Below are 18,363 nucleotides of genomic sequence, written 5' to 3'. Positions count from 1 at the left end.
AAAGGAGGGGTTTTGTGGAAAATATTAGAGTAGGAATCGTAGGACTAGGTAGATTAGGCAAGGTACACGCAAAAAATTTATCTTCTGCTGTTAGTGGCTGTGAGCTTACGGCCGCCTGTAGTTTAGTTGAATCAGAATTAGCATTTGCACAGAAGGAGTTAGGTGTTAAGTATACGTTTTCTAGTTATGAAGAAATGGTTCAAAGCGCTGTAATTGATGCCGTTTTTATTGTTTCACCTTCAGGATTCCACTGTGAACAAGTCCGTTTAGCTATGGAAAATGGGAAACACGTATTTACTGAAAAACCATTGGGAATTGAAATTGAGGACATAAAAAAAACACAAGGGGTTATTGAAAAATATCCCGAGCAAGTATTTATGTTAGGTTTCATGCGCCGTTACGATGAATCTTATCAGTATGCGAAAAAAATGGTAGAAGACGGGGAAATCGGGGAAGTCACGTTAATCCGTTGTTATGGAATTGATCCGAGTGATGGACTGGAAAGCTTCGTTAAGTTTGCAATGAACAATGATAGTGGCGGTTTATTTCTAGATATGGCGATTCACGATATTGATTTGGTTCGTTGGTTTACTGGTCAAGAGGTAGAACAAGTTTGGGCAATTGGTAAAAATGCTGCATATCCAGAATTAGATCAAGTCGGTGAATTGGAAACCGGAGCAGCTATGATGAGTCTTAAAGATAAAACAATGGCTTTACTAGTTGCTGGAAGAAATGCTACACATGGTTACCATGTCGAAACAGAAATCATGGGCACCAAAGGGATGTTACGAGTAGCGCAAGTACCTGAAAAAAATTTAGTGACTGTTATGAATAATCAAGGGGTTGTGCGACCTTGCTCTCAAAACTTTCCAGAAAGATTTAGAGAAGCATTCATTCGAGAAGCACAAGAATTTATTTCCTGTATTCAAGAAAAACGTCAACCAGCAGTTAATGCAGAAGATGGTCTACAATCAACAAAAATTGCATTAGCTTGTCAAGAATCATTTGATACGAATCGTTTGGTACAACTATAAATGAAGTAGGAGAGTGACATAATGGCGAAACAAATTCAACTAGCTATTGCGCCGATTGCATGGACAAATGATGATATGCCAGAGCTAGGAAGCGAAAATACGTTTGAACAATGCGTTAGTGAGATGGCGCTAGCTGGATTCACAGGTACGGAGATTGGCAACAAGTATCCAAAAGATCCACAGGTTTTAAAACAATATTTAGATATTCGGGGACTAAAAGTAGCGAGTGCCTGGTTTAGTACATTTTTAACAACAAAACCTTTCGAAGAAACCGCGGAAGACTTCAAAAAACATCGAGATTTTTTACATGCAATGGATGCTAAGGTTATTGTTGTGGCTGAACAAGGACACAGCATACAAGGAATTATGACGGCTCCTGTTTTTAATGAGAAACCAATTTTTTCTGATGAAGAATGGCAAAAACTAGCTGAAGGATTAGAAAAACTAGGAGACTTGGCACATGAAAAAGGTATGGAGATTGTTTACCATCACCATATGGGGACAGGAGTCCAAACGACTGAAGAAATCGATCGATTAATGAAAATGACGGATCCGACAAAAGTTAAATTATTGTTTGACACTGGCCATCTTGTCTTCTCAGGAGAAGATCCAATCGCAATCTATCAGCGCTATCAAGACCGGATTAAACACATTCACTTCAAAGATATTCGCAAACAAATGGCAGAGGGAGTCAGAACAGAAGAAGATAGCTTCTTAAAGGCCGTGAAAAAAGGCGTCTTTACAGTCCCTGGGGATGGTATGATTGATTTCAAACCAATTTGGTCAGCAATCGAAGAGAGTGGCTATGAAGGTTGGATTGTGGTTGAAGCGGAACAAGATCCTGCCAAAGCCAATCCGTTTGAATATGCCGTCAAAGCACGAAACTATATCCGAAAGGTCACCGATCTTTAATCTAATCGAGAAGGAGCTAGACAATGAATCTATTTTCAATAATCAGTTTCCTAGTAATTGTCATCTGCGTATGGATTTTTGCCTATTCTCGATCCAGAAGTGTAGATACTTCTGGATCAGAAGGTTTCTTCATGGGTGGCCGAAGCTTAACAGCCTTACCGATTGCTGGGACAATTATTATGACCAACCTATCCACAGAGCAAATTGTTGGACAAAACGGTCAAAGCTATCATGCAGGAATGGAAGTTATGGCTTGGGAAGTAACTGCTGCAATTGCAATTGTCGCATTGGCAGTCATTTTTTTACCAAAATATTTTAAATACGGTATTAATACGGTTTCAGATTTCATTGAAATTCGTTATGATACAGTTACAAAACGAATTATTTCAATCTTGTTTATTGTTACCTATATGATTTCTTTTTTACCAGTAGTTCTTTATTCTGGGTCACTAGTATTCAATAAGATTTTTCATATTGATGAGCTGCTGGGTGTCGAACCTATTGTCGCAATCATTCTTGTGGCGATGGTGATTGGTATTGTTGGGATTCTTTATCTGCTGATTGGCGGCCTATCTTTAAGTGCCAATAGCGATTCGATTTATGGCTTTGGTTTATTGGTTTGTGGTTTGTTGGTTCCAATACTAGGTTTAATGAAACTGGGTGATGGCAGTTTTATTGGTGGGATTGAACAGGTTGTTGAAAACACACCATGGCTACTGAACTCTGTAGGTGCAATTGATTCTGCTGTTGTACCATGGCCAACATTATTTACAGGGATGTTGTTTAATAATTTGTATTTCTGGTGTACCAATCAGATGATTGTTCAAAAAGCACTTTCAGGAAAAAATTTAGCAGAAGCACAAAAAGGGGCTTTTTTAGTGGGGATTTTCAAAGTGTTTGGCGCATTATTCTTAGTATTTCCAGGAATTGTTGCAAGAAATCTTTTTGGGGATGCGTTGATGTCCAATCCTGATAACGCATATCCATATTTAGTAACTGAAGTTTTACCAAAAATGCTTTTCGGCATTTTTGCTGCAGTTATTTTTGGGGCAATTTTATCTTCCTTTGCGGGGGCTTTAAATGCAACCTCCACTCTGTTTTCGCTAGATTTTTACAAACCAATTATCAATAAGAAAGCAGATGACAAACAAATTGCTCGTGCGGGAAAAACAGTTACAGTTATTGTAGGGATTATTTCGATTATCGTTGCACCGTTTATTTCTTTTGCACCAGCTGGATTGTACCAATTTGTTCAAGAGTTTAATGGATTATACAATATGCCATTGTTAGTGATTATACTTTTTGCATTTTATTCCAAAAAAGCAACTGCTTTTGGAGCAAAAATGACAATTGCTATCCACATTTTTTTGTATGCGCTGTCAAAAGTGTTTTTGAAAGATATCCATTTTTTATATGTCTTAAGCCTGCTCTTCTTCTTAGATATTCTTATTTTAATAGTGGTTTCTAAAATAAAACCAGATGGCGAATTTGTTTTAAATTCTTTTGATACGAAAGTAAATATTGAACCTTGGAAACATACAAAACTTGTCGCAAGTATATTAGTTGTCGTGGTTATCCTAACCTATGCAGCATTTTCACCAATCGGATTTGCTAGATAAAAATATTTCATGAATGAGGAGAGGTTTATGAGCAAAAACATATTGATTATTTGTGAGACAGGAATTAGTGCATCGCTGTTAGTTTCAAAATTACTTGAAGCAATTAGGGAAAAAGAGTTATCTTATGATTTAGATTATGCACCTGTTTGTCGGATTGAGGAAAAACTTGGTTATAAAGAGTATGATGTGTTAATGTTGACCCCACAAGTCGCTCGTGTCAAAGAAAAAGTGGAAAAATATTTAGAAGGCTGTCAGGGGCAGGTTGTTTTTATCGATCAAGAAGATTTTCGTTATATGAACACAGAGAAGATACTCGCAAGTATCGAAAAGTAAGATTTAGAGAGTGGGGCATCAGTCAACTTTGGTTGATGTCTTGCTTTTTTATTGTGTTCAAAAAGAGCAGAATCAAAATCTTACGTTTTATAGTGAGTACCAAATACTTTTATAGAAATAAAGCTAAAGTCATTATTTTAGTAAAAAATAGATTAATTTACTAAAATAATATATAATAAAGGTAAAACTAGGAGGGAAGCATATGACGTGTATTTCATTATCGATTTTAAATCAAGAACAAGAAGTTAGAAAAGCTAAGATAGATGATTCAGATTCTTTGAAAGAGTTAACTATTACAGGAAAAGATTTTGTTTGTTTAGCTGCTCGGGATTGTCAATTACAAGACGGTGATGTGATTCAAGTTTGTTTAGATACGCCCAATACTTATTTAATGGTGAAGTTAGATGCTACGCTTGACAGCAGTTTGATTTATGTTCCAGAACAAAAATGGACGTTTCCAATCATAAAAAATGAAAACGCTATCGAAGCGCGAGCAGCGTATCGTTTTGAAACCAAGAAACCTTATATAAGTGTGCGTATTGCCACTAAAGAAGAAATTAAGAGTTATCGTAATTGGGCGTTAAATCCACATGATTTACAACATTTTACTGGTGCGTATCCTCATGCATCTGCCAACGTGGAAACGCGAAATGATGCCACTTTTTTTGCTTGTAATGCGATTGATGGTACCTTCGCTAATCTTTATCATGGGCCGTATCCTTATCAATCATGGGGGATTAATCAGCAGTTAGATGCCGCATTAAAAATTGAATTTGGGCGTGAAGTCTTGTTGGATAAAGTGATCTTAACATTACGAGCGGACTTTCCCCATGATAATTATTGGCAACAAGTGACTTTAAAATTTTCCGACGGTACACATGAAGTTTTTAAAACTGTTAAGACTGAGCAACGCCAGAGCTTTACCTTTGCGAAACGGGCAGTGGAGTGGGTGATACTAACAGAGTTAATTCAAGCAGATGAACCATCACCATTTCCAGCATTAACACAAATTGAATTATTTGGTCAAAACAAATAAAAAATAAGGACGGTTCCTTTATAGGAGCGGTCCTTATTTTTTATTTCTGGCGTGGGCTAGTTGTTGATTGGCGGACAACCAATTCTGTGTTTAACAGGACTCTACGAGGAATGCTAGGCATTTGAATTCGTTTGTGCAATAAATTAATGCCTGTCTCGCCCATTTCTTCAGTAAAGGCATGGACAGAGGATAGCGGTGGTGAGACATATTGAGAAATAGAGATATCATTGATCCCCATGACACTAATTTCTTCAGGAACCTTTATACCGTGTGCGGCTAACGTATGTATCACACCGATTGCAAAGGCGTCATTATAAGCAAGAATCGCAGTAGGTAAATCATTTCCCCATTTCTCTAACGCTTCTTCTGTCAATTGTTCCCCCGTTTTGACATCCAACATGCCATTTTCTTTTAAGATAAAATAATCTTCGTTAAACAAGTGATAATGCTGCATAATGTCAAGATAAGCATTGGTTGTCGGCGTTTTATAGCGACGGAAACCATACATGTTTTCGCTTTCTTCGGCACCAATAAAGGCAATTTTTTCGTGGCCCAATTCCAAAAGATGGGTTAAGGCAATCTCGGTTGCTTGATAAAAATCAGTATTTACAGAATCAAATTCTTCCAGTGGGAAATTACTGCCAATTACACAAAGGTTTGGATGCAGTTGCTGCAACTCTTGTAACGTCTTTTGAGTGAATTTGCCAATTGCCAAAATGCCATCAATCCCTTGAAGGTTATGTTGTTCCAATTGAGAAACTTTTAGAATATTGTAACCTAACTCTTCGGCCCGTTTTTCAGCGCCTAAACGAATCGACATATAGTAAATATCCGTTAGTTCTTCGTCATCTGAACGCCACTGAACGACGGCAATCGAAGGCTCTTGCGGAGCTGTTTGTACGGAAAGGTTAGGTGTCAGTTGCTCCTGCTGTTTGTTTTTATTTTTAGTTTTATATTTCGTATAATTCAGGGTTTCTGCTGCTTCAAAAATTTTTCGCTTGGTTTCCTCAGTAACGGATAAGTTTGGATCATAGTTCAGAACTCGCGATACAGTTGAAATTGAAACATTCGCGACTTTTGCGATATCTGTGATAGTTGCCATTCTAAATGCCTCCTTCTCAAGTACTATTATAGCATATAGTATATTTCTTTTTAGTAAAAAAAAGCAAGAAAAAGCTTTTTTTACTTTTTTTTAGCAAAAACTATTGATTTTTTGACTAAAAAAATATACTATAAAGTCAAAGAAAGCGCTTTAATTCGATGGAGAAGGTGGTTTAGTGAAAAGATTTTCACTTTTTTTACTAATTTTACTTACTTTAACAGGTTGTAAATCCGGTGAAAAAGAATTTGATGAAGAATCTCTTCAAAATCTAAAGGAAACGGCACAGTCTTATTCGGAAACAGAATTACAAAATGGTGACGTTCGTTTAAATGAATATATTTCTTTGAAAGGGGAGATTGTTGAGAGCGACAGTCGTTCCAGTTTAATAAAAAAAGGTGATCGTTTTATTTTGAAAAGTGGTTCTAGTAAATATCAAGTTTTTAATGAGCAAAAGAAAAAATTGAAAATTGGTGACGAAGTGACAGTTTACGGAGAATATTACGGCTTTTTGAAAGGGACATTAATTGAAAGTGAGGAGAATCATGATTCAGCCACGAATTAGACAGAATCCTTTTGAAACATACGAAGAAGTTGCAGAAGGATTTGAAGATTTATTAGCGCCACTGGAATTGTTTTTTGATCGAGAGTATCAAGGTCATCTGGATTTAGGGACACACGGAACGGTTTATTCTAAAGGGACACGTGATGCGGAGGCATTTTTACGACCATTATGGGGACTAGGTCCTTATGTAACGCAAAATGAAAGTGAGTATTTGAATGACTTTCTAACGGGAATTATCGAAGGAACCGATCCTGAGAGTTCATCTTATTGGGGAAAAACAAAAGATTATGATCAATTGATTGTTGAGATGGCAGCATTAAGTACATTTCTTTTGTTAAACAAAGAAAAAACGTGGGACCAATTAACAAAAGAACAGCAAAACAATTTACACAGTTGGCTGATACAAGCCAATGAAAACATTATTCCGCCAAATAATTGGCATTTCTTTAGAGTGTTGCTGAATTTAGCGATGAAACATTGTGAAATGCCGTATTCAAAAGAACAGATCGCTGTTGATTTGGCTGTAATTGATCGTTTTTATGTCGGTAATGGTTGGTATTATGACGGAGTCGAGACACAAGTTGATTATTATGTTTCTTTCGCTATTCATTATTATAGTTTATTGTATTGTCGTTTTGCCCCGGAAGATACCGCAAGAGCGGCTATTATGAAGGAACGAGCAACTTTGTTCGCGCAAGAGTTTAAATATTGGTTTACTCAGCCAGGAGAAGCGATTCCCTTTGGACGTAGCTTAACGTATCGTTTTGCTCAAGTGTCATTTTTTAGTGCCTTAGTTTTTGCAGATGTTGAAGCATTGCCGTGGGGTGAGATCAAAGGTCTAATTAGCCGACATCTTCATCAATGGATGAACAAAGATATTTTTACAACAGATGGATTATTGTCGGTAGGTTATGATTATCAAAATATGGTCTTTGCCGAAGGCTATAATGGTCCTGGTTCACCTTATTGGGCCTTTAAAACATTCATTTTGTTAGCGGTTCCAAAAGATCATCCTTATTGGCAAGCAGAAACACAGCCTATTAGCTTTCCAGAAAAACACTTACCTTCACCAGAAAGTCGGAACTACTATCAAGTAAATGATGCAGGGACACATGGTTTAATGTTTCCAGCGGGACAATTTATTAATTATCAAGCTCATGCGCATGATAAATATAGTAAATTTGTTTATTCTTCCCATTTTGGTTTCAGTACTATAAAGAGTGATTATTGGTATTACGAAGGTGCTTATGATAATTGCTTGGCTTTAGCTGAAGACGACCATTATTTCCGCACGAAAGGATTAGATGATCAGTGCGAAATTCTTGATGATCGTATCATTCATCAATGGCATCCTTGGTCCGATGTAGCAATCAAAACGACAATTGTACCATTAGAAGGCCAGCATTTACGGATCCACGAAATTGAGACACAACGTGCATTAGTGGCTTATGAAGGTGGCTTCTCAATCCCGCTCTTCGATGAAAAGGTCACTTGTGTTTCTGATCAAATGGCTGAGGTAAAAAATGCAAAAGGTGTGTCAAAAGTAGAAAATATCAACGGCTTTTCTGAAGCTGCGATTATTCGAACAGAACCGAATACAAATTTACTTTATCCGTTAACGGAGTTGCCATATTTGAAAGCAAACTTGTCGAAAGGGAAACATCTTTTAATTTCATTGGTGACAGGCGTACTACCGAATGAACAAATTGAGCCAGTTAAAGTTAGGTTAAAAGAAAATCAGCTTTTAGTTGAAGAAAAAGTTGTAATTTTGGGGAATTAGGGGGAGAAATACACAATGACAGAAAATGGACAGATTGAGTGGTTGCCGAAGCAAATCAGTTTTGCTTTAAACAAAGTTCGAGGAAATTTAGAGACATTTAAAGAATTAGTTCCACCCGCGGCAAGTTTAAATCAAATTTATTATCCTGAAGAAAATATTGACTGGACGGCCAGCTTTTGGCCAGGAATGTTATTTTTAGTAAAGGAATTAACAAATTCAACAGAGTTCGATGAAGTGATTGCCACACAGATGGCTTCTTTTCAACATCGCTTGGATGAACAAATTGAGCTGGAAACACATGATATAGGCTTTTTGTATATTTTAACAGCCATTGCCGATTATCAAGTCAATGGTCATGAGGCCTCAAAAGAAATGGCCTTGCAAGCTGCGGACTTATTAATGAAACGTTATTCACCAAAAGCCAAGATTATTCAAGCTTGGGGGAATTTAGACGATCCAGAGCAACGAGGTAGAATGATTATTGATTGTTTAATGAACTTACCATTATTATACTTTGCAGCAAAAATGACTGGCAAGCAAGAGTATTATGAAGCTGCCTACAATCATGCGAAACAAACACAAAAATATATTGTGCGAGAAAATCACACCACGTTCCATACGTATTATTTTGATACAGAAACAGGCGAAGCCTTGTACGGAAAGACACAGCAAGGATATTCAGATGATTCTTGTTGGGCTCGCGGCCAAGCCTGGGGAATTTACGGCTTTACGTTAAGTTATTTATATACAGGAGATAGTAGTTTTCTGGAAACAGCAAAAAATGTTGCTGATTACTTTATTCAAGAATTACCAGAGGACAAAATCTGTTACTGGGATTTAATTTTCAATGAAGGGAGTGAAGAAGAACGTGATAGCTCATCTGCTGCAATTGCTGCATGTGGCTTACTAGAATTATCTCGTCAGCTTCCATTAAATGATGAAAAACATGGCTATTATGAAAAGGTTGCGCTAGAACTAATACAAGCATTAGCGGAAAAGTATACAACGGTTTTACGACCAGAGTCGAACGGCCTATTGCTTCATGGTGTCTATGATAAAAAAACAAATACAGGAGTCGATGAATGCATGATTTGGGGCGACTACTTTTATTTGGAAGCGTTAACTCGTTTAGCGAAAAGCTGGTATTCTTTTTGGTAATTCATGGAGGAAAACTCCTAAAAAATAATAAATAGCGGAGGTAGTACAAATGAAATTTTGGAAAAAAGGCTTAACAGCGGCAGCGTTGTTAGCGGTGGCGGCAGTAACTTTAACAGCATGTGGTGGTTCAAGTGAAAAGAAAGCAACTGAAAAGAGTGAAGATGGCAAAACAAAATTAACAGTAACTACTTGGAATTATGACACGACCCCAGAATTTGAGAAATTATTCAGAGCTTTTGAAGCGGAAAATCCTGATATCACTATTGAACCGGTGGACATTGCTTCAGATGATTATGACACAAAAGTAACAACGATGCTTTCATCAGGAGATACGACGGATATTTTAACCATGAAAAACTTACTTTCATATTCTAATTACGCGCTACGCAATCAATTGGTGGATTTAACCGATCACGTTAAAGATTTAGATATCGAACCTGCCAAAGCAAGTTACGAGATGTATGAAATCGATGGTAAAACCTATGCTCAGCCTTACCGTACAGATTTCTGGGTATTGTATTACAATAAAAAAATGTTTGATGAAGCCGGAATTGCCTATCCCGATAACTTAACTTGGGATGAATATGAAGCGTTAGCGAAAAAATTATCTAAACCAGAAGAACAAGTATATGGTGCCTATCAACATACTTGGCGCTCAACCGTTCAAGCGATTGCTGCTGCTCAAAACAATGCCAATTTGATTGAACCAAAATACAATTATATGGAAACTTATTATGATCGCGCATTGAGAATGCAAAAAGATCAATCACAAATGGATTTTGGAACAGCAAAATCAACAAAAGTAACGTATCAATCACAATTTGAAAATTCAAAAGCGGCGATGATGTACATGGGTAGCTGGTACATGGGGACTTTATTAACAAACATTGATGATGGCAAAACAAATGTCGAATGGGGGATTGCCGAAATACCACAACAAGAAAAAGGCAAAGCAACTACCTTTGGCTCACCGACAAGTTTTGTAATTAATAAAAACAGTAAAAAACAAAAAGCTGCTCAAAAATTCTTAGACTTTGCTTCAGGTAAAGAAGGTGCAAAACTTTTAGCAGAAGTAGGGGTGGTTCCTTCTTATAAAACAGATGAAATTGATAAAATCTACTTTGCAAGAAAAGGAATGCCTTCAGATGAAGTCTCACAAAAAGCCTTTAACCCAGATACAATTAATTTAGAATTCCCATCTGATAAAAACGGTGCCGCAATTGATAAAGTATTACAAGAAGAACATGATTTAATTATGGTCGGCGACGAAAAACCAAAAGATGGTATTGCTAACATGGAAAAACGTGTCAAAGCAGAGATAGACTAATTATTATTTCCTGCAAAAACACAAAAGATTGATGAAAAAAATAAGCTGAAATGAGTAACCTACAATGAATTTCAGCTTATTTTTTTAAATAAAGAATGTAGCTTGAGTTTGGAAGGAGGGCCTGTTAAGTTCACTTAACAGAATACAATTATGGAAATTACTTCAAAAACAAAAACAGCAAATAAATTGAGACGAAAAAATACGTGGACTGCGTTATCTTTTATCGCACCAAACTTTATTGGCTTTTTCCTCTTCACTTTAATCCCGGTTATCTGTTCACTGATTTTAGCTTTTATGAGTTGGGATTCTTTTTCAACTCCTGAATTTGTCGGAATGAAAAATTTCACCAAAATGATTCATGATGATACGTTTTGGATTTCGTTAAAACAAACGTTTATCTATACGATTGGTGTTGTTCCGTTAACATTGATTTGCTCATTAGGACTAGCGATTTTGTTGAATCGTAAAATTAGAGGGATGAAATTTTTTAGAACGGCTTTTTTCTTTCCTTATGTAACGTCATTAGTTGCGATTGCGGTCGTTTGGAATATGCTATTTCATCCAACAATGGGACCAATTAATCAATTTTTGAAATTATTTATTGAAAATCCTCCTGGCTGGACATCTAGTTATACTTGGGCTTTACCAGCAATTATCATCGTTAGTGTGTGGCGCTTTATGGGGTATTATATGATTTTGTATTTAGCTGGTTTACAAAGTGTGCCAAGAGAATTATATGAAGCAGCGTCAATGGATGGCGCGGGTAAATGGAATCAATTTTTAAATGTTACCTTACCTTCATTACGACCAACGACCTTTTTCGTGACTATCATGCTTGTAATTAACTGTTTCAAAGTGTTTGACTTAGTTCAAGTTATGACTGGTGGTGGACCAGGACGTGCAACGAATGTGTTAGTTTATGAAATTTACAATGAAGCCTTTGTCAAATTTAATTTTGGTTATGCATCAGCCATTGCGATGGTCTTATTCATCATCGTTCTAGCGATTACTGTGGCTCAATTTAAATGGAATCAACATCAAGAGAAAGTTTAGGAGGAGAAAAGATGGAAGCAACTTTTTCAAAAAAAGAAAATACTCGAAAAGCAAAAACGAAAAAAGCAGAAAAAGTCACACCTGGTGGGATACTTGTAATCATTCTCTTAACTTTACTTGCGTTAATTACTTTGGTGCCTTTCATTTGGATGGTTTCAGCATCATTTAAAACAAACAATGAAGTTTTCACCATTCCAATTCAATGGATTCCTAAAAGTTGGCATCCAGAAAACTATTCCGTTATTTGGGAACGCATTCCGTTGTTAACTTTCTTTAAAAATACGTTATTTTTAAGTATTGTGATTACGATTATTCAACTATTTACTTCAAGTTTTGCAGCATATGGCTTTTCAAAAATGAATTTTAGAGGAAGAGATACACTTTTTATTACGTACATCGCAACAATTGCTATTCCTTGGCAATCGTATATGATTCCACAATTTATTATGATGCGTCAATTAGGTTTGACTGACACGTTATGGTCACTTGTTTTATTACAAGCATTTAATGCATTTGGGGTTTTTTTACTGAAACAATATTACAGCAGTATTCCAGATTCACTATGTGAAAGCGCGCGGATTGATGGGTTAAGTGAGTGGGGAATTTATTGGAAAATTATTTTACCATTAACCAAACCAGCTTTAGCCAGTCTCACGATTATTACTTTTGTGAATACATGGAATGACTATATGGGACCTTTCATTTATTTATCTTCTACTGAGAATAAAACAATTCAGTTAGGTTTGAAAATGTTCGTCGGTTTATTTGATGCTGAATATGCCTTAATCATGGCCGCATCAGTGGTTTCTATTTTACCAGTAGGGATTGTCTTTTTAGCAATGCAAAAATACTTTGTTGAAGGTATTGCTACATCTGGAATGAAGAATTAGGAGGAAGTTTGAATGTTTACTAAGCAAACCTTTGATAATAATATCTATATGAAAATTTTTCGCTGGCTTTACATTTTATTTATCGGTAATCTAGGGCTTCTCTTAGTGAACATTCCTTTTTTCATAGCGGTGATTAGCTTAGACATTGATCCACGAAACCTCCCACTTTTTGTAGTAACGTTGCTGCCGATGGGGGCAGGGATGATTGCACTTTTAGGCTTAATCGATACTTTTAAAGAAGAAAAGGAGCTGGATCCATTTAAAACTTTTTTCCAAAAGTTTCGTCAGTTTGGGTTAAGAGGCTTTCTTATCAGCTTGCTAGGCTTAGGAAGTAGCATCATCAGTGTGACAGATATATTCTTTTTTGCCAAAACAACGATTGGTAAATGGTTTATTCCATTGATGGTCCTTCTGCTAATTTTTGGGTTAGCTATTATGCTAAATGCTTGGTATTTTCAAGTACGAAATCCGCAAGCTTCTTTTAAAGATGTGTTTCGGATTTCAATTTACTATGGACTGCGGAAATGGTATGTCAGCTGTCTAAATGTTTTTTTACTATTCTCAATGTTTGCAATGATGTTTTTGAAGCCACAGTTTGGGTTTGTTGTAACCCCTGTCCTTTTCCTAGGGATTATTTATTTAAATACTGGGAAATTGCATGAAAAGCAAAAAAAGAATAAATAATTTTTACATAATAAGTAATCTCGATTTTCAGGAAAATGAATGAAGGTGGGGTTGCTTATTTTGTTCTTGCCTTGTTTATTAAAGTGGAGGGAGCGAACGAATGAAGAAAAAAATAATTATTTTAAGTAGCTTTTTGATAGGTGCTATTTTTGTGCTCGTTATTTTTACTACCAGTCAGCAAAGTATGATTAATAACGAAGCAATCCAAGTCGAAGAATTAATTGTTTATGGCGATAAAAATATGAATCGTGTAGCGAAGCAATTCTCTGATCAGAATAATTTAACTTCGTTTGGAAAAAATTTCTGGCGCAAAACGTATAACGGAAAATCACCCACTCAGGAACTACTGAAGGTTGCAACGGAGGATTTAGTACAACATAAAATGATTAAACAACTGGCGACGGAGTTAGAAATAGTCCACTCACAAACATTTGGGCAAGAAAAAAAAGAATGGCAAGACCAAAAGAGCAGTTTAACGCTCTGGCAATTTTTAGATGCAAAAGATCAACAATTACAGGACCAAATAAAAGAGAAATTAATGGAGAAAGAAAAGCCAACGCAAAAAGAATTGCGGCAGGCCTTTGAGCAATTGGATGATAAATATAAAAAGACCGATTACTTTGTTGAAGCAATTGAAATTCCAACTTTTTCAGGTAAGCAAGCAGAATTAGAAAAAATAGCCAAAGCAATCTCTCCGAATCTATCTTATGAGGAGACGTTATTGGAGTGGCAAAATAAATTACCTAATCTTGTTATTGAATCGTATCAATTGAAGAGTGCAGAAATCCAAAAAGAGGATATTTATTCGTTGTATGTTGGGGAGATTCTTAGTGAAAAAGCTGTTGGTACCGTGGTGAAAGGATACCACGAAAACCAATACTTTTATATTTTTAATAAGGAAGGAGGGCAACTTTTACAGTTTGAAGAAGCACCACAATTTGGCAAAAATGCCTATATCAACACATGCTACAAAGAGAAATTAGCTACGTATCAACAAGCAACTAAAGTGGACTTGTTAGAGAAAGACAGAGAAAAGTTTTTTCAAAATTATCAAAATAAAAACAGTTAAGGAGCAGAAAATGAGAAAAAAAGCGTATTTTAAAAGTGTAACCATCTTCCTTTCTATTTTGCTTGTTTTTTCCCAGCTTCAATTATTTAGTCTTCCTGCTTATGGGGAAACAGTGAGTGATCAACCGTTACTTTTTCGTTCAGCAGGTGTCGCTCAAAATGGAACGACCTACTATGTGGATGGGGAAGGGGGAAATAATGCCAATGATGGGCAGTCACCTGCCAGTGCTTGGCGTGATTTTGAAAAAGTGAATCAGACAGAGTTTCAGCCAGGCGACCATCTTCTGCTGAATGCGCAAAGTACCTGGAATAACCAATTGTTGCATCCAAAAGGGAATGGGACAGCGGCACAAAAGATTGTCATTGATTTTTATGATACGAATGACAAAGGAGAAACCATTTTTGAAACAACACGGCGTCCGATTATTAATGGTGGTGGCACCTACAGCACAGGGACTTTCAAACGTGCAATCTCAGGGGCCGTACAGTTAGTGAACCAAGAATATTGGGATATTTCAAACTTAGAAGTGACAAATACACCAGAGCTAGATAATCTCGAAGGCTATAAGAAACCAGGAGATGCTCAAAGAGCGGGGATATTAGTCCTAGGATATGAACAAAATCGAACGTTCAATAGTGTCACGATACGGAATAACTATGTTCATGACGTTCAAACAGAATATTATTTGAATCTAAGTGGGAATACTGCAACCAAACGATTAAAAGCGGTAGGTGGAATTATTGTTTTAGGAAGTTGGTTTGATGAGAATGGCAATGTAGTAACAGCAGCCAATGATCATCGAACAACGACTGGATTTAATGATATTTTGATTGAAAATAACGTGATTCAACGAGTGGGACTTGAAGGAATTCGAACAAAAGCTGATTCAGATACCTCAAGAGGCAACACTTTCTACAAAACGTTTTCTAATATTACGATTCGTAATAACTATTTAGAAGATATTGCTGGCGACGGGATTGTCTTGTCAGAAGCCAAAAGTGGCGGTGTCGTCGAAGGAAATGTTGCTGTCCGAATGTGCAATGCCGATTATGGTACACAAAATTACGCGGGCGTTTGGGCAATGTCTGTAGATGACGGACTGTTCCAATATAACGAAGTATACGGAATCAAATATGGATTTAACGATGCCGAAGCTTATGATGTGGACATGCAGTCAAACAATGTTATTTATCAATATAACTATTCACATCATAATACTGGCGGCTTTTTATTGCTTATGTCTGATCAAAAAAATTCGGTTATTCGGTACAATATCTCAGCTAATGACGGCGGTGGTAACCGAGGAACAGGTAAAGACAATCCAGGCGGAGCTGGTGGCTACAATTATAAAGAACAAAGCATTTTCCATTATTGGATAAAAAATGATGGAGCGGCAATGCCAACTATCCACAATAATACGATTTATGTTGGCGACGGCATTTCAACATCATTATTTGGTGAAGGAAATAGTTCTGACAACAGTGGTACAGTAGCCAATTTTTACAATAATATTTTATACAAAGAAGGTACCGGACAATTAAAATTCTTATCTAATTATCCAACAAATGGGACACAACCAATTGAACGTAAAATGGTCGATAATCCAGAAAAATATTTCAAAAATAATGTTATTTGGCCAAAAGAAATTGCTACAGAAAAAAGTGGTGCAACTGTTGAAAAATTAGTATCAAGTGGAAACATTTTTGAAAAACCACAATTAGAAATCACAGATAACCCTGAAAAAGTGAAAGAGTTGGCAGAGCAAGAATTTACGACATTGAAACCAACAAAAGATAATGTGGTTGAATTTACTTCCAAAGAACGCTTACGTCAGCGAGCACAAATGTTCCAATTAAAAGAAACCTCTCCAGCGATTGGTAAAGGCTTGTCGGAAGTGAACAGTGCGGCCGAAGACTTCTTTGGAAATAGCTTGAAAAATAAAGTTTTAGATATTGGTGCGCAACAAGCATCCACAATTGAAAAAAGTATTCGTTATCAAAATCAAGTGTTAGAAATTAGTTCGGCAACAGGTGTGTATCCTAATTTGCCAGAGCAAGTTGAATTAACGTACGAAGAAGTCGTTAATGAAGAAGTGGTTGCGACAGGCAAAAAAGAATTTAAGTTACAATGGGAAGCAATCCCTCAAGAAAAAATTAATACAGCAGGCACAGTTGAAGTTGCAGCAACAGTTATCGGCTTACCGATAGATGCTGTCAAAGTAACAGCCAAAGTCTCTTTTGAGGGTGAACTTGGTGAAGGAAAAGACACCGTTAAACTAAAAACAGCCCAAACTGCCTATGTTCAAAAGAGTGATGGTAACCGAGCATACTCTGCTATAGCAGGTGGTACTGCTGCCATTAGTTCAGGAGACGCCTATAAATATCCATATGGAGTAAACTATACAGGCAATTACGCATTAAAATTAAAAAATGCTAGTTCTGCGGGGTATAATCGCCGGATTTACGTTGAAATTGATACACAAGAATTGAAGAACTATCAATCACTAAAAAGTGCCAATTTAGAACTAAATGTGATGCGTTATGATGCGTGGAATGGTGCTGGAAATACAAATGATGAACGTTTGAAAAATACGCAGTTCCAAGTAGATGTTTATGGAACAGATACTAATTGGATGAGTAACACCATTACTTGGAACAATGGTCCAAATAATTTAAATGTACCAAATGAAGAATTTATTGCTCGACAATCTTTTACAAATAGCTCAATTATGAATAATCAAAATACAATCTCTATTGATATTAGTAACTATCTACGGAAGCTAATTCAAAGTGGTGAGAAAATTCCAGCCAAGTTAAGTTTCTTATTAGCGATTACAGACAGTCGTTTGCCTGGTTATGATTCTGATAATGCTGGGTTTGATGCTTTTTCAAAAGAAGGCGCACAAAAGGCCTATCAAGACTTTTTAGCAGGCAAATTGACCTTGCCAACTGGTCAACAGCTAACAGAGTATAGTTTAGCTCCTAAAATTGTTTTATCGAATGTTTTCGAAGTCAAACATGAGTCGATTGAGGTTGCGACAGAAGCGGGTCAAGCCCCTAATCTACCAGAAAAAACAACTATTTTTTATTCGGATGGTTCACAACGAGAAGTGACTGTCAATTGGTCAGAAGTTCCAGCATCTTCTTATCAAAAAGAAGGAACATTCACTGTTGTAGGACGAGCAGCAGGTGTCTCAATGCCAATTATTGCCAATGTAAAAGTCACCGCTAAACATATTGTTGGATTCAAGGAATTGCCTACGCTGGATCGACTAACAGGCACCTCGCGAGGCGAACTGAATTTGCCAACTGAAGTAATTGCAAAATTAGATGATGGTAGCGAAACGAAATTGAAGGTTATTTCTTGGGATGACGATGTTAGTAATTATTCGCCAAGTAGCCCGCCAGGTACTTACCAGTTCCCTGCTGCAGTAGAAGAAAAAATAGGAATTGCGAATCCTGATGAACGAAAAATTTTCCAAGTCGTGCAAACTCATGCGATTCCTGAAAGAATTCAATTTGCTACAGAAACAGCCACTATAAAATCAGGCGAAAATTATCAAATTCAATCTAAAGTGGTTGGTCAAGCGCCGCACACAGAAACGGATGCTTGGAGCTCGCAAGTAACGTATGAGTTGGTTACACCAGATGCTGGCAATACAGTAAGTGTAGATGAAAACGGTCTGATTAGGACAGAAGCAACGACTGCTGCAGGAAATTATCAAATCAAAGTAACAAGTAAAGTCTTGCCGATAGTAACTGCACAATTTTCAATTAAAGTCACAAAATAAATAAACTGTTTGAA

Annotated in this window: 15 protein-coding genes; 14 read left to right on the top strand and 1 reads right to left on the bottom strand. The window is 36.6% G+C overall.

The annotated features are described in order from the left end of the window. Window positions 1-14 precede the first annotated feature (14 nt). The 5 genes from iolG to IGJ24_RS09210 all read left to right on the top strand — a co-directional run bounded on the left by iolG (window position 15) and on the right by IGJ24_RS09210 (window position 4,934). Complete coding sequence (iolG, locus tag IGJ24_RS09230; RefSeq protein WP_129193866.1) at window positions 15-1,034, top strand: inositol 2-dehydrogenase; 1,020 nt, start codon at window positions 15-17, stop codon at window positions 1,032-1,034. Between the two features lie 21 nt (window positions 1,035-1,055). Beyond that, on the top strand, window positions 1,056-1,946 hold the full coding sequence (gene iolE, locus IGJ24_RS09225) for a myo-inosose-2 dehydratase (RefSeq protein WP_289865872.1): 891 nt from the start codon (window positions 1,056-1,058) through the stop codon (window positions 1,944-1,946). A gap of 23 nt (window positions 1,947-1,969) precedes the next feature. After that, complete coding sequence (locus tag IGJ24_RS09220; protein ID WP_289865871.1) at window positions 1,970-3,565, top strand: solute:sodium symporter family transporter; 1,596 nt, start codon at window positions 1,970-1,972, stop codon at window positions 3,563-3,565. Window positions 3,566-3,574: 9 nt separating this feature from the next. Continuing rightward, window positions 3,575-3,898, top strand: coding sequence for a PTS sugar transporter subunit IIB (locus IGJ24_RS09215; RefSeq protein ID WP_002374407.1), 324 nt, complete (start codon window positions 3,575-3,577; stop codon window positions 3,896-3,898). Window positions 3,899-4,100: 202 nt separating this feature from the next. After that, entirely contained in the window at window positions 4,101-4,934 is an 834-nt protein-coding gene (locus tag IGJ24_RS09210; protein ID WP_002376929.1) for a hypothetical protein, read from the top strand. Between the two features lie 40 nt (window positions 4,935-4,974). Here the strand turns inward: IGJ24_RS09210 and IGJ24_RS09205 are convergent, their stop codons facing one another. Continuing rightward, window positions 4,975-6,036 (bottom strand): LacI family DNA-binding transcriptional regulator, encoded by a 1,062-nt coding sequence (locus IGJ24_RS09205; protein ID WP_002356832.1) that lies wholly within the window; start codon window positions 6,034-6,036, stop codon window positions 4,975-4,977. A 175-nt stretch (window positions 6,037-6,211) separates the two neighbouring features. Here IGJ24_RS09205 and IGJ24_RS09200 point away from each other — a divergent pair, with 175 nt between their 5' ends. The 9 genes from IGJ24_RS09200 (at window position 6,212) to IGJ24_RS09160 (ending at window position 18,349) form a co-directional block, all read left to right on the top strand. Then, the gene (locus tag IGJ24_RS09200; protein ID WP_010712644.1) at window positions 6,212-6,598 is read left to right on the top strand and encodes a hypothetical protein; all 387 of its coding nucleotides are present in this window, start codon (window positions 6,212-6,214) and stop codon (window positions 6,596-6,598) included. After that, window positions 6,579-8,378 (top strand): DUF2264 domain-containing protein, encoded by a 1,800-nt coding sequence (locus IGJ24_RS09195; protein ID WP_289865870.1) that lies wholly within the window; start codon window positions 6,579-6,581, stop codon window positions 8,376-8,378. Before IGJ24_RS09200 ends, IGJ24_RS09195 begins: the two co-directional genes overlap by 20 nt. A gap of 15 nt (window positions 8,379-8,393) precedes the next feature. Continuing rightward, window positions 8,394-9,536, top strand: coding sequence for a glycoside hydrolase family 88 protein (locus IGJ24_RS09190; RefSeq protein ID WP_289865868.1), 1,143 nt, complete (start codon window positions 8,394-8,396; stop codon window positions 9,534-9,536). A 49-nt stretch (window positions 9,537-9,585) separates the two neighbouring features. After that, window positions 9,586-10,863: an ABC transporter substrate-binding protein gene (locus IGJ24_RS09185; protein ID WP_289865867.1), complete on the top strand. Its 1,278-nt coding sequence runs from the start codon at window positions 9,586-9,588 to the stop codon at window positions 10,861-10,863. Between the two features lie 150 nt (window positions 10,864-11,013). Then, window positions 11,014-11,916, top strand: coding sequence for a carbohydrate ABC transporter permease (locus IGJ24_RS09180; protein WP_438775399.1), 903 nt, complete (start codon window positions 11,014-11,016; stop codon window positions 11,914-11,916). After that, entirely contained in the window at window positions 11,889-12,806 is a 918-nt protein-coding gene (locus IGJ24_RS09175; RefSeq protein ID WP_002383582.1) for a carbohydrate ABC transporter permease, read from the top strand. Before IGJ24_RS09180 ends, IGJ24_RS09175 begins: the two co-directional genes overlap by 28 nt. 12 nt (window positions 12,807-12,818) lie before the next feature. Continuing rightward, entirely contained in the window at window positions 12,819-13,490 is a 672-nt protein-coding gene (locus IGJ24_RS09170) for a hypothetical protein (protein ID WP_002389950.1), read from the top strand. 100 nt (window positions 13,491-13,590) lie between these two features. Further along, window positions 13,591-14,559: a hypothetical protein gene (locus tag IGJ24_RS09165; protein ID WP_289865866.1), complete on the top strand. Its 969-nt coding sequence runs from the start codon at window positions 13,591-13,593 to the stop codon at window positions 14,557-14,559. 10 nt (window positions 14,560-14,569) lie between these two features. Further along, window positions 14,570-18,349 carry an Ig-like domain-containing protein gene (locus IGJ24_RS09160; RefSeq protein ID WP_438775398.1) on the top strand — a complete coding sequence of 1,260 codons (3,780 nt, stop codon included), beginning with the start codon at window positions 14,570-14,572 and terminating at the stop codon, window positions 18,347-18,349. The last annotated feature ends 14 nt before the right edge of the window (window positions 18,350-18,363 follow it).

This window comes from Enterococcus sp. DIV0546 (genome assembly GCF_051712785.1).
Classification (GTDB): Bacteria; Bacillota; Bacilli; order Lactobacillales; family Enterococcaceae; genus Enterococcus; species Enterococcus faecalis.
Note: the sequence above shows the minus strand (reverse complement) of the source record. Positions and strands in the feature narration are given on the sequence as shown.

Coding starts and splice junctions, on each gene's coding strand:
- iolE (WP_289865872.1), top strand. CDS start 1,056: ATGGCGAAACAAATTCAACTAGCTATTGCGCCGATTGCATGGACAAAT.
- IGJ24_RS09220 (WP_289865871.1), top strand. CDS start 1,970: ATGAATCTATTTTCAATAATCAGTTTCCTAGTAATTGTCATCTGCGTA.
- IGJ24_RS09215 (WP_002374407.1), top strand. CDS start 3,575: ATGAATGAGGAGAGGTTTATGAGCAAAAACATATTGATTATTTGTGAG.
- IGJ24_RS09210 (WP_002376929.1), top strand. CDS start 4,101: ATGACGTGTATTTCATTATCGATTTTAAATCAAGAACAAGAAGTTAGA.
- IGJ24_RS09205 (WP_002356832.1), bottom strand. CDS start 6,036: ATGGCAACTATCACAGATATCGCAAAAGTCGCGAATGTTTCAATTTCA.
- IGJ24_RS09195 (WP_289865870.1), top strand. CDS start 6,579: ATGATTCAGCCACGAATTAGACAGAATCCTTTTGAAACATACGAAGAA.
- IGJ24_RS09190 (WP_289865868.1), top strand. CDS start 8,394: ATGACAGAAAATGGACAGATTGAGTGGTTGCCGAAGCAAATCAGTTTT.
- IGJ24_RS09185 (WP_289865867.1), top strand. CDS start 9,586: ATGAAATTTTGGAAAAAAGGCTTAACAGCGGCAGCGTTGTTAGCGGTG.
- IGJ24_RS09180 (WP_438775399.1), top strand. CDS start 11,014: ATGGAAATTACTTCAAAAACAAAAACAGCAAATAAATTGAGACGAAAA.
- IGJ24_RS09175 (WP_002383582.1), top strand. CDS start 11,889: ATGGAATCAACATCAAGAGAAAGTTTAGGAGGAGAAAAGATGGAAGCA.
- IGJ24_RS09170 (WP_002389950.1), top strand. CDS start 12,819: ATGTTTACTAAGCAAACCTTTGATAATAATATCTATATGAAAATTTTT.
- IGJ24_RS09165 (WP_289865866.1), top strand. CDS start 13,591: ATGAAGAAAAAAATAATTATTTTAAGTAGCTTTTTGATAGGTGCTATT.
- IGJ24_RS09160 (WP_438775398.1), top strand. CDS start 14,570: ATGAGAAAAAAAGCGTATTTTAAAAGTGTAACCATCTTCCTTTCTATT.